Source organism: Kribbella koreensis, from assembly GCF_039525325.1.
In the GTDB taxonomy this organism is placed as follows: domain Bacteria; phylum Actinomycetota; class Actinomycetes; order Propionibacteriales; family Kribbellaceae; genus Kribbella; species Kribbella koreensis.
This window is the reverse complement of the sequence record NZ_BAAAHK010000008.1, coordinates 317,619-335,278: the sequence shown is the minus strand read 5'-3', so window position 1 is coordinate 335,278 and position 17,660 is coordinate 317,619. Positions and strand designations below refer to the sequence as shown.

General features: G+C 67.7%; 15 protein-coding genes. 2 read left to right on the top strand and 13 right to left on the bottom strand.

Going from position 1 to position 17,660, the window contains the following annotated elements; all coding sequences use genetic code 11:
• Positions 1-315: 315 nt before the first annotated feature.
• Entirely contained in the window at positions 316-1,158 is an 843-nt protein-coding gene (locus ABD116_RS19640; RefSeq protein WP_343971866.1) for a DegV family protein, read from the bottom strand.
• A gap of 52 nt (positions 1,159-1,210) precedes the next feature.
• On the opposite strand from ABD116_RS19640, the gene ABD116_RS19635 reads away from it, so the two are divergent.
• Positions 1,211-1,720 carry a pyridoxamine 5'-phosphate oxidase family protein gene (locus tag ABD116_RS19635; RefSeq protein ID WP_343971864.1) on the top strand — a complete coding sequence of 170 codons (510 nt, stop codon included), beginning with the start codon at positions 1,211-1,213 and terminating at the stop codon, positions 1,718-1,720.
• Between the two features lie 801 nt (positions 1,721-2,521).
• Here the strand turns inward: ABD116_RS19635 and ABD116_RS19630 are convergent.
• From ABD116_RS19630 to leuS, 4 genes are all read right to left on the bottom strand, one after another.
• A complete protein-coding gene (locus ABD116_RS19630) occupies positions 2,522-5,032 on the bottom strand; it encodes an ATP-binding protein (protein ID WP_343971862.1) in 2,511 nt (836 codons plus the stop codon).
• 208 nt (positions 5,033-5,240) lie between these two features.
• A complete protein-coding gene (locus tag ABD116_RS19625) occupies positions 5,241-5,447 on the bottom strand; it encodes a hypothetical protein (RefSeq protein ID WP_343971860.1) in 207 nt (68 codons plus the stop codon).
• Between the two features lie 96 nt (positions 5,448-5,543).
• On the bottom strand, positions 5,544-5,963 hold the full coding sequence (locus tag ABD116_RS19620) for a YjbQ family protein (protein WP_343971858.1): 420 nt from the start codon (positions 5,961-5,963) through the stop codon (positions 5,544-5,546).
• A gap of 12 nt (positions 5,964-5,975) precedes the next feature.
• Positions 5,976-8,495 carry a leucine--tRNA ligase gene (gene leuS, locus ABD116_RS19615; protein ID WP_425552101.1) on the bottom strand — a complete coding sequence of 840 codons (2,520 nt, stop codon included), beginning with the start codon at positions 8,493-8,495 and terminating at the stop codon, positions 5,976-5,978.
• Between the two features lie 225 nt (positions 8,496-8,720).
• Between leuS and ABD116_RS19610 the strand changes: the two genes are divergently transcribed.
• Positions 8,721-9,173 carry a DUF3574 domain-containing protein gene (locus tag ABD116_RS19610; RefSeq protein ID WP_343971854.1) on the top strand — a complete coding sequence of 151 codons (453 nt, stop codon included), beginning with the start codon at positions 8,721-8,723 and terminating at the stop codon, positions 9,171-9,173.
• Positions 9,174-9,179: 6 nt separating this feature from the next.
• On the opposite strand, the gene ABD116_RS19605 is transcribed toward ABD116_RS19610, so the two are convergent.
• From ABD116_RS19605 to ABD116_RS19570, 8 genes are all read right to left on the bottom strand, one after another.
• Positions 9,180-10,088: an AraC family transcriptional regulator gene (locus tag ABD116_RS19605; protein ID WP_343971852.1), complete on the bottom strand. Its 909-nt coding sequence runs from the start codon at positions 10,086-10,088 to the stop codon at positions 9,180-9,182.
• A complete protein-coding gene (locus tag ABD116_RS19600; RefSeq protein ID WP_343971850.1) occupies positions 10,079-10,540 on the bottom strand; it encodes a DUF3592 domain-containing protein in 462 nt (153 codons plus the stop codon). Before ABD116_RS19600 ends, ABD116_RS19605 begins: the two co-directional genes overlap by 10 nt.
• A 37-nt stretch (positions 10,541-10,577) precedes the next feature.
• A complete protein-coding gene (locus ABD116_RS19595; RefSeq protein WP_343971848.1) occupies positions 10,578-11,345 on the bottom strand; it encodes a phytanoyl-CoA dioxygenase family protein in 768 nt (255 codons plus the stop codon).
• Between the two features lie 98 nt (positions 11,346-11,443).
• On the bottom strand, positions 11,444-12,850 hold the full coding sequence (locus ABD116_RS19590) for a CHRD domain-containing protein (protein WP_343971846.1): 1,407 nt from the start codon (positions 12,848-12,850) through the stop codon (positions 11,444-11,446).
• Between the two features lie 80 nt (positions 12,851-12,930).
• The gene (locus ABD116_RS19585; protein WP_343971844.1) at positions 12,931-14,706 is read right to left on the bottom strand and encodes a GMC family oxidoreductase N-terminal domain-containing protein; all 1,776 of its coding nucleotides are present in this window, start codon (positions 14,704-14,706) and stop codon (positions 12,931-12,933) included.
• Entirely contained in the window at positions 14,706-15,599 is an 894-nt protein-coding gene (locus ABD116_RS19580) for a hypothetical protein (RefSeq protein WP_343971842.1), read from the bottom strand. The genes ABD116_RS19585 and ABD116_RS19580 overlap by 1 nt, the downstream gene beginning before the upstream one ends.
• A gap of 101 nt (positions 15,600-15,700) precedes the next feature.
• Positions 15,701-15,952 (bottom strand): hypothetical protein, encoded by a 252-nt coding sequence (locus ABD116_RS19575; protein ID WP_343971840.1) that lies wholly within the window; start codon positions 15,950-15,952, stop codon positions 15,701-15,703.
• 13 nt (positions 15,953-15,965) lie between these two features.
• On the bottom strand, positions 15,966-17,648 hold the full coding sequence (locus tag ABD116_RS19570) for a sodium:solute symporter family protein (RefSeq protein WP_343971838.1): 1,683 nt from the start codon (positions 17,646-17,648) through the stop codon (positions 15,966-15,968).
• Between the last annotated feature and the right edge of the window lie 12 nt (positions 17,649-17,660).

The window sequence follows — 17,660 nt, the reverse complement described above, 5'->3', positions numbered from 1 at the left end:
CACCAAACCACTCCGACGGCGACGCGGCAGCGACGCGGCAGCAGCGGTGGGGGCGGTGTCAGCGGGGGCGTGATGACGAGCGACGTTCCTCCCGCCCCGCGTGAGGGGCGGCGCAGCGAGCCGTGCCGATTGCGGGAGCTTGGGGCGGAAGTGCGGGGAAGCCGGCGGGAATCAGCGTGGAGGTGAAGCAGGGTGCGTCTGGCGGGGCGACATGTGGCCCGGCCGACGTGTGCCCGCCAGACGCGCAGCAGGACGTGTGCCCGCCAGACGCGCAGCAGTCAGTGGGTAGCGGGTCAATGGGCAGCGGGTCAGCAGTCAGCGGGGGGCTATTACGACGGCGAGCATGCCGGGCCCCACGTGGGCGCCGATTACTGCTCCGACCTCGCGCAGCACGATCTCATCCGCTTGCGGAAGGCGCTCCGCAAGACCATCCGCCAACGTATGGGCCTTGTCCAGGTTGGCGAGGTGATGGACCGCGACCTGAACCGGCCCGTCGCCGGCCCGTTGGACCGCGATGTCAGCCAGTCGAGCGATCGCGCGACTCGAAGTACGGACCTTCTCCAGCGGTACGATCCGCCCGCCGCTGATGGTCAGCAGCGGCTTGACCGCGAGCGCAGTACCGAGCAGCGCCTGCGCCGCCCCGATCCGCCCGCCGCGGCGCAGGTACTCGAGCGTGTCGACATAGAAGTACGACGAAACAGCCGCCATCCGCTCCCGAGCAGCCGCCTCGACCCCCGCCTGATCAGCGCCGTCGGCAGCAGCCAAAGCAGCGGCAAGCACCGGGAACCCCAACCCCATCCCCAGCGACCGCGAATCGACCACCCGCACCGGGATCGGCGACTCCTTGGCCCCGATCATCGCCGCTTCGAACGTCCCCGACATGTCGCCCGACAGGTGGATCGACACGATCGACTCGGCGCCGGCCGCGGCACACTCGGCGTACGTGTCCGCGAACGACTGCGGAGCCGGCCGGCTGGTCGACACCGGCGTGAACGTCTTGAGCGCCTCGGCGACCGCGTCCGAGCTGGTCGCGCCGTCGTCGTACGCCGTCCCGCCGATCACCACCTGCAGCGGTACGACGGTCAGCGGGAGCCGGAGCACCTCGTGCGCCGACAGACCCGCAGTGGAGTCGGTGACGACGTGGACGCGGGCTGACATGCAGCGAGGTTACCGGACAGTTTTCGTCGGCGCCTGGTGTCAGACTCGGTCAATGAAGGAGACGAGCGAGGAAGTCGCCGAACTGCAACGGCTGCTCGAGGCGGCCTACGGACGCTCCACGGAGCATCTGCGGGAGATCATCAACGACGAGCGCCGCCTGACTGCCGACGAGCTGGTCCAGCTCCTGCAAGGCATGTGCGTGCTCAACCTGGCCACCGTGACAGCGAAGGGCGAGCCGAGGATCAGCGCCGTCGACGGGCACTTCCTGCACGCTCGGTGGGTGTTCACGACGTCGGCCCAGGCGGCCAAGGTGCGCCAATTGAGGGTCAGACCGGCCGCAAGCATCTCGTACGTCGATGGCGAGCGACTCGGCGTCTTCAGCCACGGCCAGGTCGAGTTCCTCACCACCGACCACCCCGACTTCGCCGAGATCGAGGCGCACCTGGTGGCCCACTACGGCAGCTCACCCTCGACCTGGGCCGACGAGATCGCCTACTGCCGTCTCCAACCCCACTGGATGGTCGGCTACGCCTTCGACAAAGCGGCAGTGCTCGGCAAATAACACCAGCGGGTTGGCCGTTGCACCGGCCAACCCGCCTGTGGGTGTGACGCCGAGCGTCACGAGCCCAGTCGGCTGGTGGTGGCCGGCTGGGCTGCTTGTGGACGCCGTGGCGAGGTGGAGGGACCATCCCCTGTGTGGTCCTCCACCTCGCGGTTGAGCTGACTCCCCCTCGGTGTCAGCTCACTTGGCGTGGTACCGGCGGCGCAGTGAGCCGTCCCCTGTGCGTCTCACCGCAATCCCCCCGGGGAGCCCCAGCGGTCGACCCACCGGCAGGTGACCAAACCCGCCGGCTTCCCCGTGTCGACCGGACCGGCACTCGTCCCCTGTGTCGTGTGCCTGGTCGCTGCTGGGACCCCGCCCCGGGTCACGTGCCCTGACGGTGCACGGCCCCCGGTGTGAGGTAGGACAGCTCCGCACGAGTCAGCACTCCGGAGATCTCGGCAGTTGTTCGGCGCCCCCACCGACCGGCTGCAAGATGTCCTCCGCGTCGCCTGCTCCGGGTTCGAAGAGCTGCCCGGCAGTCCGGCGAGCCATGATTGCCTCTTCATGGTCATCGCCTCCCTCCCGTATCGCTCGAATCCCGGTCTCGGAACTCTGTCTCGTGGAACCTGTCCTACGGCTGTAATTCTGGTTCCGGCGAGCATGTCCGGACGAGGCAGAAGTACCGGCAGTTCCCCGGCAGCTTCCGCCGATCGGCGTCACGAAACACAACGAAGCTCGTCACGCGCCAGCGCACAGCAAGAGGCAGCCGGTACTACGTACGCGGCTACCGCGGAGGTCGAGAGGGCGCAGCGAGGCGGGTTAGGAGAGCGCCGCGAGCAGATCGTCGGCCATATGGCGAGCAGCCTCGGCAGGGTCCGGCAATGGCCAGCCCTGCGCCACCGGAGCGCTCTCGCAGGACTCCTGGAGCACTGCCCACGCCGTAGGCAGCATCGGCGGGTCCATCGTCCGCTGCCAGGCCAGTAGCTGCCCACAGAGCGCATCAGCCTGCTCATGCTGCCCCAACCCATGCAGCACAGCCACAGCCTCGGGCATGACGTCCAGCAGGTACACAACCCGGCCTTCGAGCAGCAACCGGTTCACGGCGTCCCGGATGGACGACCTGGCCTGCTCCAGATCCCCTGTACGCCGGGCCAGCCGACTCCGGTAGAGCATCACCAGGTAGTCGAAGTACCCCCGGTGCCCCCGGATGTCAGCATCGGCCTCATCGATCAGCGCCTGCGCCAATTCGAACCGCCCGGCCTGGAACTCCACCATCGCCAGGCACCCGGCCACTTTGGTCCGCTCCGGGTCATCCGACGCCTGGCTGTCCCGCGCCAGCTCAGCCCACCGCCGGGCCTCCGCCAGGTTCCCCAGCTCCAGCTCGACCCGGCTCAAAGCCATGTACGCGATCTCATCCGGATACACCCCGGGATTGACCAGCGCAGCCTCCCAGGCGAGCAGCAGCTCCTTGGCCTCGGGTAGCCGCCCCCAGCGGGCCAGCGCCAGCCCACAGATCGCCTGTACCGTCGCAGAGCGCTGCACGTCCCCGTGCTTGATCGCGTCCTCCACCAGCGTCGGGATCTCCGCGAGGCTCACCGTGTCGAGCAGCAGCGACCCGGAGGACACCCACCCGCCACGAGCCATCAGCCCCATCTCCGAGGACGGCGAGATGAGGTTGCGCGCCTCCCCGTAGTACCGGCGGGCAGCGCGGACGTCACCGGTCAGGTTGGACAGCCGCCCCGCGATAGCGAGCAGCCGGCCGCTGACCTCTTTGTCCTGGACGTTCTCCGCGCAGACGCTCGCCCACTGGATCCCGCTCTCGGCCAGACTCGCCTGGTACTGCCACGCGATCCGGAAGCCGAGCACGATCGCAGCAGCCGTGTCCCAGTCCCCCAGTGCCGAGGCACGCTCCAGCGCCACCTCGAAGGTCGCCGAGTTCGCGTTGGCCGCCCGGTACCGCCGTTCGCGGTCCGGACTCGACCAGGCGCCGTCCAGCCCCTCGACGTACGTCGAGCACCACGCGACCGTCCGATCCTTGAACTCGACCAGGTCGGACCCCTGCGACGACAACCCCGCATAGGCGTGCTCGCGGATCGTCTCGAGCATCTTGTACCGAGCGCCGTACAACGCCTCGAATTCGTGCACCGGCTGCAGCAGCGACTTGTCCACCAACTCGGCGAGCAGCATCGGCACGTCCAGCGCGTCGATCGGCTCCCCGGTACACACCCCCACCACAGCGTCCAAGGTGAACGGCGACCCCAGCATCGACGCGCGATACAGCAACTGCCGCGCGGGATCCGACAGCGCGTCGACGCTCCACGCGATCGTGTCCGCCAGCGTCCGCTGATGCGGTGCCCCGAACCGCCGCGGCCCAGAGAGCAACCGGAACCGATCGTCCAGCGCCGCCAGAATCGTCTCCACCGACAACGACCCGGCCCGCGCCGCCGCCAGCTCCAAAGCCAACGGCAACCCATCCAGCCGCTGGCAAAGCCGAGCCACCGTGGCCGCGTTCTCAGCGGTCAGCGCGAAGTCGGGCCGCACCCGGGCCGCCCTCCGGCAGAACATCTCCACCGCCGGCGACGACGCGATCTCGTCCAGATCCTTGTCGTTGGCCGGTACGCCGAGCACCTGCACCCGGCGGACGACCTCGTCCGGCAACCCGAGCGGAATCCGCGAAGTCACCAGTACGCCGATCCCCGGGAAGCTCCGCACCATCCGGTTCGCCACGGTCGCGACCCCGTCCAGCACGTGCTCGGCGTTGTCCTCGACGATCACCAGGTCACCCGGCTTGCGCCCGGACAGCACGTCATCGAGATCCGAGGTCCCCGGCGCCGTCCCGAACGCGTCGAGAATCGCCGACGGTACGGCGGCATCGCGCTGCACCGTCGTCAGGTCGACGACCACCACGGCCGTGTCCACCGACGAGACCCGATCGGCAGCCGCCAGCGCGAGCTCCGTCTTGCCGACGCCGCCCGGCCCGACCAGCGTCACCAGCCGGTTCTGCCGCAGCAGCGTCTCGATCTCCGCCAGCTCGTCATCGCGCCCGACGAGACCATCCGGGATCGGTCGCGTACCTCGCCACCGCAACCCCGAAGGCGCCGCGTCAGCGACCGCGATGACCGGCCGTACCGTCGCATGCCCGGCCGCCGCCAAGAACTGCAGCGCGTCGCCGTCACGCAGCCCGAGCCCCTCGGCCAGCAGGCGGACGGAATCCTTGCGAGGCCGGGCGACCCGGCCGGCTTCGAGCTCGCGGATGGTCCTCACGCTGAGCCCGGCCTTGTCGGCCAGCTCCTCCTGCGACAGTCCTGCCTGGACCCTCAGGTCAAGCAAGAGATCGGCAAAACCACGCCTTCCCTCAGCCCGGCCATCCGCGTCCGACAAAGCCCGTCACCCCATTCAGAGCCTCACAGTCCCCCCACAACATAGCGTGACAGGGGCGTCGGCGCCGTATGCACCCAGTGACCAGAGTGCGGACAAGCAGAAAAACGAAGGCGATGGGGTGGAGGGACGCGTCGAAGACAAGCGATTGATTGCCGCGTCAGGCACTGACGCGCACTGAATCCGCTTCATTCACCGGTGTATACAAAGACAGCACCGAGGACCATTCCTCGATCCGCGCCCGGGTATCGGCACGGCCCGTTTCCGCATTCAGCAGACTGCCGTCGCAAATACTCCGGGTCGCGCGGACCAGGAGCTCGGTACCAACCACGAGCCAGTGCTCACGCAGGTTCTCCAGGGCCGCCATGCCGAGTATTCAAGCGGAGACGTGTTTCGCATACGTAACGCATTCGGCAACATCGCAATAAGTAACGAACAATCCGCGAGTCAATTGAAAAGACAGCTAACTCGGCAACCAGGAAAGCCGCACCTGGCGTTGGGGATTGTCCACATTGGTGTCGACCAGACAGATCGACTGCCAGGTGCCGAGCGCGAGCCGCCCGCCGATCACCGGGATCGACGCGTACGGCGGGATCAGCGCGGGCAGCACGTGATCGCGCCCGTGCCCCGGCGTACCGTGCCGGTGCTGCCAGCGGAAGTCGCGAGGCAGCAGCTCCTCCAGTACTGCGAGCAGATCCGTATCGCTCCCCGCACCCGTCTCGAGGATCGCGATCCCGGCAGTCGCGTGCGGGACGAACAGATGGAGCAGTCCGTCGCCCTGGGCCTGGTGGGCCTCAGCGGCGACGAACTGCTCACACCGGCTGGTCAGATCGAACACGACCTCGCGGCCGCCGGTTGAGATGTCGATCAGCTCTGAACGCATCCGTGCAGCGTCTCAGGCAGGGACGATGTTGACCAGCTTCGGCGCGCGGACGATGACCTTGCGGGTTCCCCGGCCGTCCAGAGCCTTCTGGACCGCCTCGGACGCCAGCGCCAGCTGCTCCAGGTCGGCATCGGAGATGTCGGGCGACACCTCCAGCCGGTCCTTCACCTTGCCGGCGATCTGGACGATCGCGATGACCGAGTCCTCGACCAGCAGCGCCGGGTCGACCTTCGGCCAGCCGGCCTTGGCGACCGTGGGCTCGTGACCCAGGTTCTCCCACATGTCCTCGGCCGTGTACGGCGCGACCAGGCTCAGCAGGACCGCCACCGCCTCGACCGCCTCGCGGACGGCCGGGTCGGCCGCCCCCGGACCGGAGTCGATCGCCTTGCGGGTGGCGTTCACCAGCTCCATCGTCCGGGCGACCATCACGTTGAACCGGTACGACTCGATCAGCTCGGTCGCGTCGTGCACCGCCTTGTGGGTCAGCTTGCGCAGCGCCAGGTCACCCGTCGAGAAGTCGACGCCGACCGGAGACTCGACCGACCCGCTCAGCCGCCAGGCCCGCTGCAGGAACTTCAGCGACCCGCCCGGGGACATGTCGGCCCAGTCGATGTCGTCGTCCGGCGGACCGGCGAAGACCATCGTCAGCCGGACCGCGTCGACCCCGAAGGCGTCCAGCTGGTCACCCAGGTTCACGCCGTTGCCCAGCGACTTGCTCATCGCCTTGCCCTCGTTGATCACCTGGCCCTGGTTCAGCAGCCGGGTGAAGGGCTCGGTGGCGTCCAGCATGCCCATGTCGTGCAGCGCCTTGACGAAGAACCGCGCGTACAGCAGGTGCAGTACGGCATGTTCCTTGCCACCGACGTACTGATACGTCGGCATCCAGCGGTCCGCCGCGGCCCGGTCGAACGGGCCCTCGGTGTAGTCCGGCGAGATGTAGCGCAGGAAGTACCAGGACGAGTCGACGAAGGTGTCCATCGTGTCGGTGTCCCGCTCGGCGGGCCCACCACACTTCGGGCAGCTGACCTCGACCCAGTCGCGGGCCGACGCCAGGGGCGAGACACCCCGGGGAGCGAGAGCCGCACCCCGCAGGTCCGGCAGCTCGACGGGCAGCTGGTCGTCAGGTACCGGTACTTCGCCGTCGACCGGGCAGTGGATGATCGGGATCGGCGCACCCCAGTAGCGCTGCCGGCTCAGCAGCCAGTCGCGCAGCCGGTAGTTGATCGTCCGCTCGCCCAGGCCCTTGTCCTCCAGCCAGTCGATGATCGCCGACTTGGCCTCGGTGACGCCCAGCCCGTCCAGGCTGATCTCCGCGTTGGAGCTGTTGATCGCCGGGCCGTCGCCGGTGAACGCCTTGCCGTCGAAGCCCTCTTCCGGCTGGACGGTACGGACGATCGGCAGGCCGAACTTCTCGGCGAACTCCCAGTCGCGCGAGTCCTGGCCGGGGACGGCCATGATCGCGCCGGTGCCGTAGTCGGACAGCACGTAGTCGGCGGCCCAGATCGGAATCCGCTCACCGGTCACCGGGTTGGTCGCGTAGGAGCCCAGGAAGACACCGGTCTTCTCCCGGTCGGTGCTCAGCCGCTCGATCTCGGTCGACGCCTTGACGGCCTTCAGGTACTCGTCGAAGGCCTCCTGCTGATCCGGCGTGACCAGGTCCGCGGCCAGCTTGGAGTCCGGCGCGACGACCAGGAAGGTGGCCCCGAACAGCGTGTCCGGGCGGGTGGTGAAGACCTTGATCGGCTCTTCACGCCCCTCGACCTTGAAGCCGGTGAAGGCACCCTCGGACCGGCCGATCCAGTTCCGCTGCTGCAGCAGGATCTCTTCCGGCCACTGCAGCTGGTCCATATCGTCCAGCAGCCGCTGGGCGTAGTCGGTGGTCTTGAAGTACCACTGGGTCAGCTCGCGCTTGGTCACCTCGAAGCCGCAGCGCTCGCAGCGGCCCTGGACGACCTGCTCGTTGGCCAGCACCGTCTGGTCGTTGGGGCACCAGTTCACGTACGACGCCTTGCGGTACGCCAGCCCCTTCTCGAAGAACCGCAGGAACAGCCACTGGGTCCACCGGTAGTACTCCGGGTCGGACGTGTGCAGCCGCCGGGACCAGTCGAAGCTCAGCGCGTACCGCCGGATCGACTCCGCCTGGGTCTCGATGTTGGCGTACGTGTACGTCGCCGGGTGCTCGTTGCGCTTGATCGCCGCGTTCTCGGCGGGCAGCCCGAAGGAGTCCCAGCCGATCGGGTTCAGCACGTCGTAGCCTTGCTGGAACCAGAACCGGGACAGCACGTCGTGCAGCGCGAACACCTCGCCGTGGCCCATGTGCAGGTCGCCGGACGGGTAGGAGAACATCGTCAGCGCGTACCGGCGCTCGGACTTGCCGTCGTCACGCGCCTTGAACGGGTCGAGCTTCTCCCACACCGGCCGCCACTTGGCCTGCATGGCATTGAAGTCATAGCCGCCGCGGTCGATCGCGTCGTCCGCCTCGTGCTCCACCTGCTCGCTCACCGTCGTACTCCTGCGTCCTAGAGATGTCATGGGAACCCTGCCAGAAATGAAAAAGCCCCTCACGCAGGAGGGGACGCCGTACTGGTCAGCGCTCAGAAGGCGCCAGTACGGCTAACTAAGGAGCAGGGTCACTCGCATACCACCAGATTAGCGCATCCCCGCGGGCAGGCCGAACGGGCACACTCCCGGGACCACCAGGCCAGCATCCAGCGGATCCTGCCCCAGCGGGCCGTGGACGCTTTTAGCGTCGTCGCCATGATGCATATCGCCAAGAAGACCGCTACCGCCGCCCTGGTGGTGACCGCGCTGGCTACCCCGACCGCTGTCGCCCTCAACCAGGCCCACGGCGACGACAAGCAGCCGGCGACGGTCAAGCTCGTCGGGGACACCTGGGTCCGGACCGAGCTGTTCTTCGGGACCGACAAGCCCGGCCCGGACGTGACCGAGCACCAGTTCAGCCGGTTCGTGAACGACGTCGTCACGCCGCGCTTCCCCGACGGCCTCACCGTGCTGGCCGGCAACGGGCAGTGGAAGGGCGAGGACGGCAAGATCGTCAAGGAGCGCTCCAAGGTCGTCGTGCTGCTCTACCCGCTCGACGGGCAGGACGAGAGCAGCAAGAAGATCGAGGAGATCCGCAGCAAGTACGAGAAGCAGTTCCTGCAGGAGTCTGTACTCCGGACCGACAGCACCGAGCAGGTCTCCTTCTAGCCCGAACTAGCCGGATACGAAGGAGGTACCGCCCGTACGGCGGTACTCCCCCGGCGTACGGCCGTAGTGCCGCTTGAACGCAGTGGAGAACGGCCGTACGTCGGAGTACCCGCAGGCCCGCGCCACCTCGGTCACCGTGTACGCAGGGTCGAACAGCAGCTGCGCGGCCAGCTCCAGTCGCATCCGCCGCAGCGTCGACATCATCGACGCCCCGACCACCTGCCGGAAGAGCCGCTCCGCATGCCGCTCCGACAGGTGTACTGCGGCCGCCACCTCCCGCACGGTCACCGGGCGAGCCAGGTTGTCCAGCAGGTGCCGCTGCATCGCCTCAACCACCACCAGCCCTCTCTCCCGTACTACGGGAGCCACCGAGAGATCCTGGTCGAGCGCGAACGCCCGCGCCGTGTCCAGCACCAGCGCAGCCCCCAGAGCCGCCACTGCCTCGCCATACCCGGATCGCGGCTCAGAAGCCTCCGCTGCCAAAGCAGTGACGACAGCAGGCAGCCCACCCAGCTCTCGCGACATCACTGGCCCGTCAGGCCGATTCAGCCCCGACCACCACCCGGTGCCGGAGACAACCGTCGTCGGGCGGAAGGTGAACCCCCAGAAGGCGATCCCCAGCGGCGCCGACCGGCTGGACTCGATCTCATGCACATCCCCCGGCCGTGCCAGGAACAGGTCGCCCGCGCTGACGTCGTACTCCGCCGCCCCGCAGTTGAACCGCCCCTCCCCTTCATAGGCCAGGCACACCTCGTAGAAGGAATGGCTGTGCCAGTAGTTCCGCCAGTACTCCGGCCGGTAGTGCCCCCAGCTCACAAAGTCCGCACGGAACTCGCCGACCTCACAGGACTCCAACAGCCCCGAGAGATCAACGAACCGCTCCGCATCCGCGACAGCCGCGAGACTCAACGCCAACGCCCATACCTCCTACGGCTGGAGACGATGAGGAACCCGGTCCCCCACAGAGTCAGCGCGGACAGCAGGAGCAGACCGACACTGCCCAGGTAGCGGTAGGCGTAGCCCATCCCGAGCTGCTGAGCGTTCTCCGGGTGCTCAGGGTCGTACTCCACCTGAATCTCCTGGTGCGATTCCACGTTGCGATACCGCTCCAACCGCGCCTCGGCCAAGTGTCCGTCGGCCGTCTTGAACCAGACATCGACTCTCGTGGAGCCTTTGCCCACCGGGTCGGTCACTGTCACCAGATCCGTTGTCACGGACACGCCACGGACCTGCAAGTGGTAGGTGTCCACGACCGAACTGACGCCGAGGTACCCGACGAAGAGCCCCCCGATGATCAGAGGCAACAACATCACCCAGAGCGGAGCGGGGCGGGTGGCAGGGTCGGCTGGAGTCCAGCTGGATTGCATGGGCCGCAGCCTAGATCCGGTCCGGTCCACACAGCGGTCAGACCGATCCTCGGCCGGTCGGGTCGATTCCACGCAGGATCATGCCCTGCCCGAGTGAGTGATCGTGGGTCTTCACGGTCGGCGGGTCGGACGGGTCGCGGTACTGGACCAGCCAGGTCGTCCGGGGTTCGCTGCTGACGTTCACGCCGGAGCCGTGGACGGTCAGGTAGGTGAAGAAGAGGACGTCACCGGCCTCGGCAGGCTGCGGTACGGCGTCTTCGAACGGTACGTCGGGAAGGTGGAACGACCCCTCCGGGTCGTGCTCACGGGGCCCCGCGAGGTGGCTGCCCGGGATCACCCGCACGCATCCCTTCTCCTCCGGCGCGTCGTCGAAGTGGAAGATGGCGGCGCCGACCCGATGGTACTTGTGCGGGAAGAACGGGTAGTCCTGGTGCAACGGGAACGGCGACCCGTTCTCCGGCGGCTTCACGAACAGCTTGGTGTGATGCAGCTGGACGTCCTCGACACCCATCACCGCAGCGGCCACATCCGTGAACCGCGGATCCACCAGCAGCTTCGAGAACGCCGCGTCGTAGAACTGCGCGTCGTGCAGGTGCTGCAGCCGCGTCTTCGCCTCCGACATCCCCATCGCCGACTGCCAGGTCGGGTCGTCGTCCCGGTTCAACCGGGCCAGCAACGCATGGCTGGTCTCCCGGTAGGCAGCCGCTTCTTCCTTGCTGAGCAGGCCTTTCACCAGTACGAAGCCCTGCTCGGCATACTGCGTGGCCAGCGCCGGCAGATCCGTCCGGCTCTGCGTGATCGTCATCTCGGATTCCTCCTGATCGGGTACTACCGAGCCTACGAACAGCGGTGCCCGGGCAGCAGGACCTGCCCGGACACCGATGTTCGCGAAACGGACACGGTTTACCCGAGGAAGAGGTAGTCCGCCTGGTACGGAACCGTCGCGATGGCGTCCTTCTCCGGGTCGCAGCTGCCGGCCGGGGCGACACCGCCGACCGTGTTCAGCCGCAGGATCTGGGTGCTGTCGGCGAGGATGCCGGACCGGCCACCGACCTGCTTGGCGTCCAGCAGCAGCTCCGGGAGGTTGCCCTGGCCGTTGGCCGACTTAGTGATCAGCTTGCCGGTGACCGCGGTGCCGTCCGGCGCGATCCACTGCGGCGGGCCGTCGACCGGCTTCGAGAACGAGTGCAGGATGCCTTCCCGCAGGACGGCCGCGACACCGAACTGACCGAACGCGAACCCGCCGCCGGGCTGCGCGACGCACCGGTAGATCTGCGATCCACCGACGACTGCCGCCTGCGCCGCGCGCGGCTGACCGTGGGTGTTCCTCGCCAGTTGGCCGCGGACGGCGCCGCCGCTGAACTCGGCGGTGTGCAGGTTGGTGTAGAACCCGGCCGGATTCTTCGCCAGCTGACCGGCCAGCTCGGCGCCGACGGTCGCCGTACCGGCGATGCCCGTCACCGAGGCAGGCAGGCCGTCCGCGTCGGCGAACAGGTCGGCCGCGACCGCGCCGTTGACGCCCTTGGCGCCGGCGTGGATGTGCCCGTTGGTCGGTGCGCCGATACCGCTCCAGACCGCCGCGTACGAGACCTTGTCACCACTTGCCTGTAGCAACCACTCGGCACGGCCGTCCTTGTCGCCGGAGGGCTTCGGGCCGGGTACCTCCTGCTTGCCGTCAGCAACAGCTTGCAGGTTGTCCGCGACCGAGCCGTTCAGTACGCCGTTGAGGTCGACCGCGCGGCTCAACGCGTGCGTCTGGCCACGGACGGCCCCGCCTGGGAACTCGGCCGTGTGCAGGTTCAGGTAGAAGCCGGCCGGGTTGGCCCGGATCGAGTCGAGCAGCGCCTGGTCGGTCACCTTGACGGTGCCGGTCACGGCCGAGGCTCCGGCCGGGATGTCCGAGCCGAGGAAGTCGATCTTGACGCCGCCGTTCGTCCCGGCCGCGCCCTGATGGATGTGGAACGCCTTCGGGGCAGTGATGTTCTGCCAGCGCACGGCGTACGAGACCAGGTCGCCCTTGATCCGGACCACGGCGGTAGCGCGGCCGTCCGGATCGCCGACCGCCGGACCGCCGGCGACCGGTACCTCGTTGCGCCCGCTCAGCCCGGCGGCGAGGTAGACCGCCGGAGCTTTGCTGTTCCCGGCAGCAGCGGCGACAGGCGGTCCCGCATCGGCTGCCTGGTGACTGTTGTGGGTGACGATGGCGTCCTGCGCGGAGTGATCATCGTGGGCGAAGGCGACGCCGGCGACGACGACCGACGCCGCCACGCCCGTGACGACAGCTGGCAGGACATACTTGCGAACAGACATCGGAAAGCCTTTCGTAGTTGGTCTTCAGTGCCCTCGACCAACAGCACGTAAGGTTTTCTGGATCGGTTCAAATCAACTTTCTACAGCCCCAGCTGGCCCAGCCGCACACTGATCCGCGGGTCGGTGGAGACCACCGGGCTCTCCGTGCGGACCCAGGGGGCGCCGTCGAAGTACGTCTCGAAGATCTTCTCGGCGGTGCGGGTGGCCAGGGCCTGGCTGGTGAGGGTCGGGTTGGGGCCGCCGAGGCCGTTGGACAGCGCCGAGTTGTCGGCGATGAAGAGACGCTTGACCGCACGCGTCTCGCCGCGGGGGTCGAGGACCGAGTTCTGTTCGGATTCGCCCATCCGCATCGACGACTGGACGTGCAGGATGAGCGGCGCCCAGTCGATCCGGTAGACCTTCTTCGCACCGGCACCCCGCAGCAGTTCGGCGGCCTTGCGCGCCATCACCTCGCGGTTGTTCAGGGTCCGCTTGGTGCGCTTGCGCTGCTGGAAGGTGACCTTCGGGATCGGGCCGTTCTCGTCGGCCGGCAGCGCCGACGTGGTGACCCGGTTCTGCGCCTCGACGTCGTCGTCGGTGATCACCAGCACGGTGAGCAGCTTGTCGATGCCACCGGCCAGCAACTCCTTGAGCTCCGGCCCCATCAGCCGCCCGGCCGGTCCGTCCCACGGTCCGGTCTGACCGCGGCCGTTCTTGTACTGGCCGCGGATCCCGCTGTCCGACAGCGTGCCGGCGAACGCGTTCAGCGCCGGCGGCAGGCCGACGTTCTCCAGTCCCCCGTACGGCGGGTAGTCCAGCCGCGCGCTCGACCCGACGCCCTTGGGGTTGCCGGTGTAGTCGTCGAACGACCCGATCATCCAGTCGAAGAAGTGATCGGTGTACCCACGCCCGACCCAGCCGTTCTGGTTCGGCAGCCCGCTGTTGAACCACAACCGCGGATTCTCCGTGCACCCACCGGACATCACCACGACCCGGGCATCCTCGCGGTGCTCGTCACCCGACACGTTGTCCCGCCACGTCACACCGGACGCGGTCAGTACTCCGTGCCGCGACTCCGTGTGCACCCTGGTCACGTACGCGTCGGCGATCAGCTCCACCGGCTTGCCGCCACGCGACCAGACCTCGGCCGTCAACGCCATCGGCACGTAGCTGTTGTCCGTCGAGCGCTTGGCGAATTGGTTGCGTGGGGCACCATTCGGCCGCATGCAGCCCTGGAAGCAGTAGCCGCAGAAGGTGCAACCGGTCGCCTGCGGGTAGTTGAGCAGGTTCTTGTCCGAGGTCTTGCCGGCCGTCCCGCCGGGTTGCAGGATCGCGTTCTCCTGCGGACGGTACGACTGCCTGAGCGTCGTCTTGGTGGTCTGGACGGGCAGCCCGAGGGTCTCGGCGCCCTTGAAGAACAGTTGCTCCTTGTGTCCCATCGCGGCCGTCTGGACGGGCATGATCGCCTCGACCCATTCGAAGTACGGGACCATTTCGGAGTACGTGAACGGGAACCGGTGGTTCACGTCGTACTCGTTGCGGTCGGCGCCGTCGTACCCCTTGAAGACACCCGGGTAGGCACGCGGGTAGTTGCCGTAGAAGTGCTGGGTCGTGCCGCCGACACCGGACAGCTGCCAGACGAACGAGTTCTGCGGCCATTCCCGGTACCACGCGGGCTTGGACCGGTCCGTCGGGCCGAGGCGGAAGTACCCGGTGAGTGGGTTGTTCGCATCCTCCTCGAACGTCGACCACTCCTCCCGCGGCTTCGCGTGCCGCGGGCCGGCCTCGAGCAGCAGGACGTCGAGCCCCTTCGCGGCCAGCTCCTTGGCGACCACGGGTCCACCACCGCCGGCTCCGATCACGATCACGTCGCGCATCAGTCGTGCACCTCTTTACGCCCCTGGTAGTAGCCGATGAAGTCGTCCCAGCCCTCGACGGGCCCGTGCGGCTGGTAACCGGTGAGGGTCCAGCCGACCGGCCGCTTGCGCAGCGTCTTGGTCTCCCGGTCCAGTACCGCGAACTCGCCGTACGCGCCGAAGGTGCCGAACTCGATCAGCGCGCCGCCGACGAACTTGAGCAGCCCGGACACGGACTCCTTCAACGGCTCGGGGAACTGCACGTCCAGCAACGCGACCAGATCCGAGTCGGTCTTCTCGATCAGCTCGAACGCCTTCGCCTTCTCGGCGTACCTGAGGCGCGCGAACGGCGACAGGTGCGGGCCGTTGACGGCGGCCGGGTTGACCTGGGTCGCCATCAGGTTGAGCAGGCCGGCGATCGGGAATGACAACGGAATCGCCTCGTCGCTGTGCAGGATCGCCGCGAACGCCCGGTCGAGACTGCGCAGCTCGGCCGGCAGTACTTCGAGGCCCGGCAGGCTGATGCCCGTGTCGGCCAGTCCCGTCACCAGAGCGGCACTGATCGGCTGGGCGAGCGCGTCGGGGAACGGGACGAAGTTGTCGAGCGCGGCGATCATGAAGTCGGTCGCGCCGGCCTCCATCGCACCCGGCGTACTGCTGGAGGCGCGCTGGGTCCGGGAGTACTGGTCCGGGCCGGGCAGGCAGAAGGCGGTCAGACCGTTGAGGGTGTCGCGGGCCAGTGCCGCGAGGACAGGGCGGACGAGGTCGACCGCGGGCGGAAGGAGCGGGTTCGTCGCGGCGTCGGCGGGGTTGAGCAGGCTGCGTGTCAGCAGCCCGCCCCCGCCCAGTGCTGCGCCGAGAACGCCGATCCGGGCCAGGAAGGCCCTTCGGGCAAGAGGAACTGCAGCAGGCATACGGGGTCCTTCGCAGTGAAATGGGGCCACGCCGGGATCCCAGGTCAGGGGGAAGGACCACCGGCACCACTGGTCCTACAACGACCAGTGGTGCCGAAGGGTCACTCGCTTGTTTCGTCCACTTTCTCCACTGGTACGACGATCGGCCGCAGTCTCGCCCAGAGGGTGAAGATCGCCGCGAAGACGAGCATCGCGAGGCCGCCCCACAGGTTGATGTTGATGCCGGCCGCCTTGTCGACCTCCTTGGGGTCGGCGATGATCCCGAGGATCGTCAGCACCACCCCGTAGATCGCGATCAGCAACGCGATCACCACCCGGATGTCGAACGCTCCGGCCTTCTTCTTCTCCGTCATCTGTCCGCCCCTCTCAGCCGAAGACGATGTTCAGCACGACGACCATCGCCAGCGATATGCCGGCCAGCACGGTCGGCTTGCGGTACCAGCCGTGGTCGCCTTCCTGCGCGACCTCGGTCCGGTCCTCCTTCGGGGTCAGCGAATAGACCAGCCCCTTGAGTTCCTCGTCCGTCTTCGGTCTGGTCGCCATGCTGACCAGGACGCTCACCGCGATGTCGACCACGAAGGCCGCGCCGGCGCCGACGAAGCTGGCGCCCTGCCCGGGCAGCTTGATCACCTCGGTCTCGGACAGGACGAAGACCAGGATCGCCGTCGACGTACCGCTGACCAGGCCGACCCAGCCGGCCGCCGCCGTCATCCGCTTCCAGAACATACCGAGGATGAAGGTGGCGAACAGCGGGGCGTTGAAGAACGAGAACAGCTGCTGCAGGTAGTCCATCAGGTTGCTGTAGCCGGAGGCGATCGCCGCCGTGCCGATCGCGACGATCGTGCCGCCGACGGTCGCCCAGCGGCCGAGCCGCAGGTAGAACGCGTCGTCGCGGTCCTTCAGGATGTACCGCTCGACCAGGTCGTAGGTGAAGACCGTGTTGAACGAGCTCAGGTTCGCCGCCATACCGGCCATGAACGAGGCCAGCAGCCCGGTGATCGCGAGGCCGAGCATGCCGTTCGGCAAGAGATCGCGCATCAGCAGCAGCAGCGCGTCGTTGTAGGTCACCGAGCCGTTGCCGGTCTGCTTGAGCTGTTGCAGCTCAGGGACGGCCACCGCCGCGATCATGCCGGGGATGATCACGATGAACGGGACGAACATCTTCGGGAACGAGCCGATGATCGGCGTCCGCCGGGCGGCCGACATGTTCTTGCTCGCCAGCGCCCGTTGCACCTCGACGAAGTTCGTCGTCCAGTAGCCGAAGGACAGCACGAAGCCGAGACCGAAGACCAGGCCGATCACGGACAGCCAACTGCTGGTGAACCCGCTCAGCTGCTCGCCCGGCCAGGCGTGCAGCTGCTGGCTGCCACCCTTGGGATCGGCGGTGATCTTGTCGACCAGGCCTTGCCAGCCGCCGACCTTGTGCAGGCCGATGATGGTCAGCGGCAGCAGCGCCGCCACGATCACGAAGAACTGCAGCACCTCGTTGTAGATCGCCGCCGACAGACCGCCGAGGGTGATGTAGCTCAGCACGATCGCCGCCGCGATGATCAGCGACAGCCAGATCGGCCAGCCGAGCAGCACGTTGACGATGGTGGCCAGCAGGAACAGGTTGACGCCGGCGATCAGCACCTGGGCGACGGCGAAGCTGATCGCATTCACCAGATGCGCCGTCTTGCCGAACCGGCGCAGCATGAACTCCGGCACGCTGCGGACCTTGGAGCCGTAGTAGAACGGCATCATCACGACGCCGAGGAACAGCATCGCCGGGATCGCGCCGATCCAGAAGTAGTGCACGGTCGGCATCCCGTACTGCGCGCCGTTGGCCGACATGCCCATGATCTCGATCGCGCCCAGGTTGGCCGAGATGAACGCCAGGCCGGTCACCCAGGCGGGCAGCGATCGCCCGGAGAGGAAGAAGTCGAGGCTGTTCGAGACCGCGCGTTTGGCGAGGTATCCGATGCCGAGGACGAAGGTGAAGTACAACGCGATGATGATGTAGTCGATCGCTGTGGCATCCAGCCGCAGGATCGAGTCTTGCGCTAACACAAGCCGGCCTCC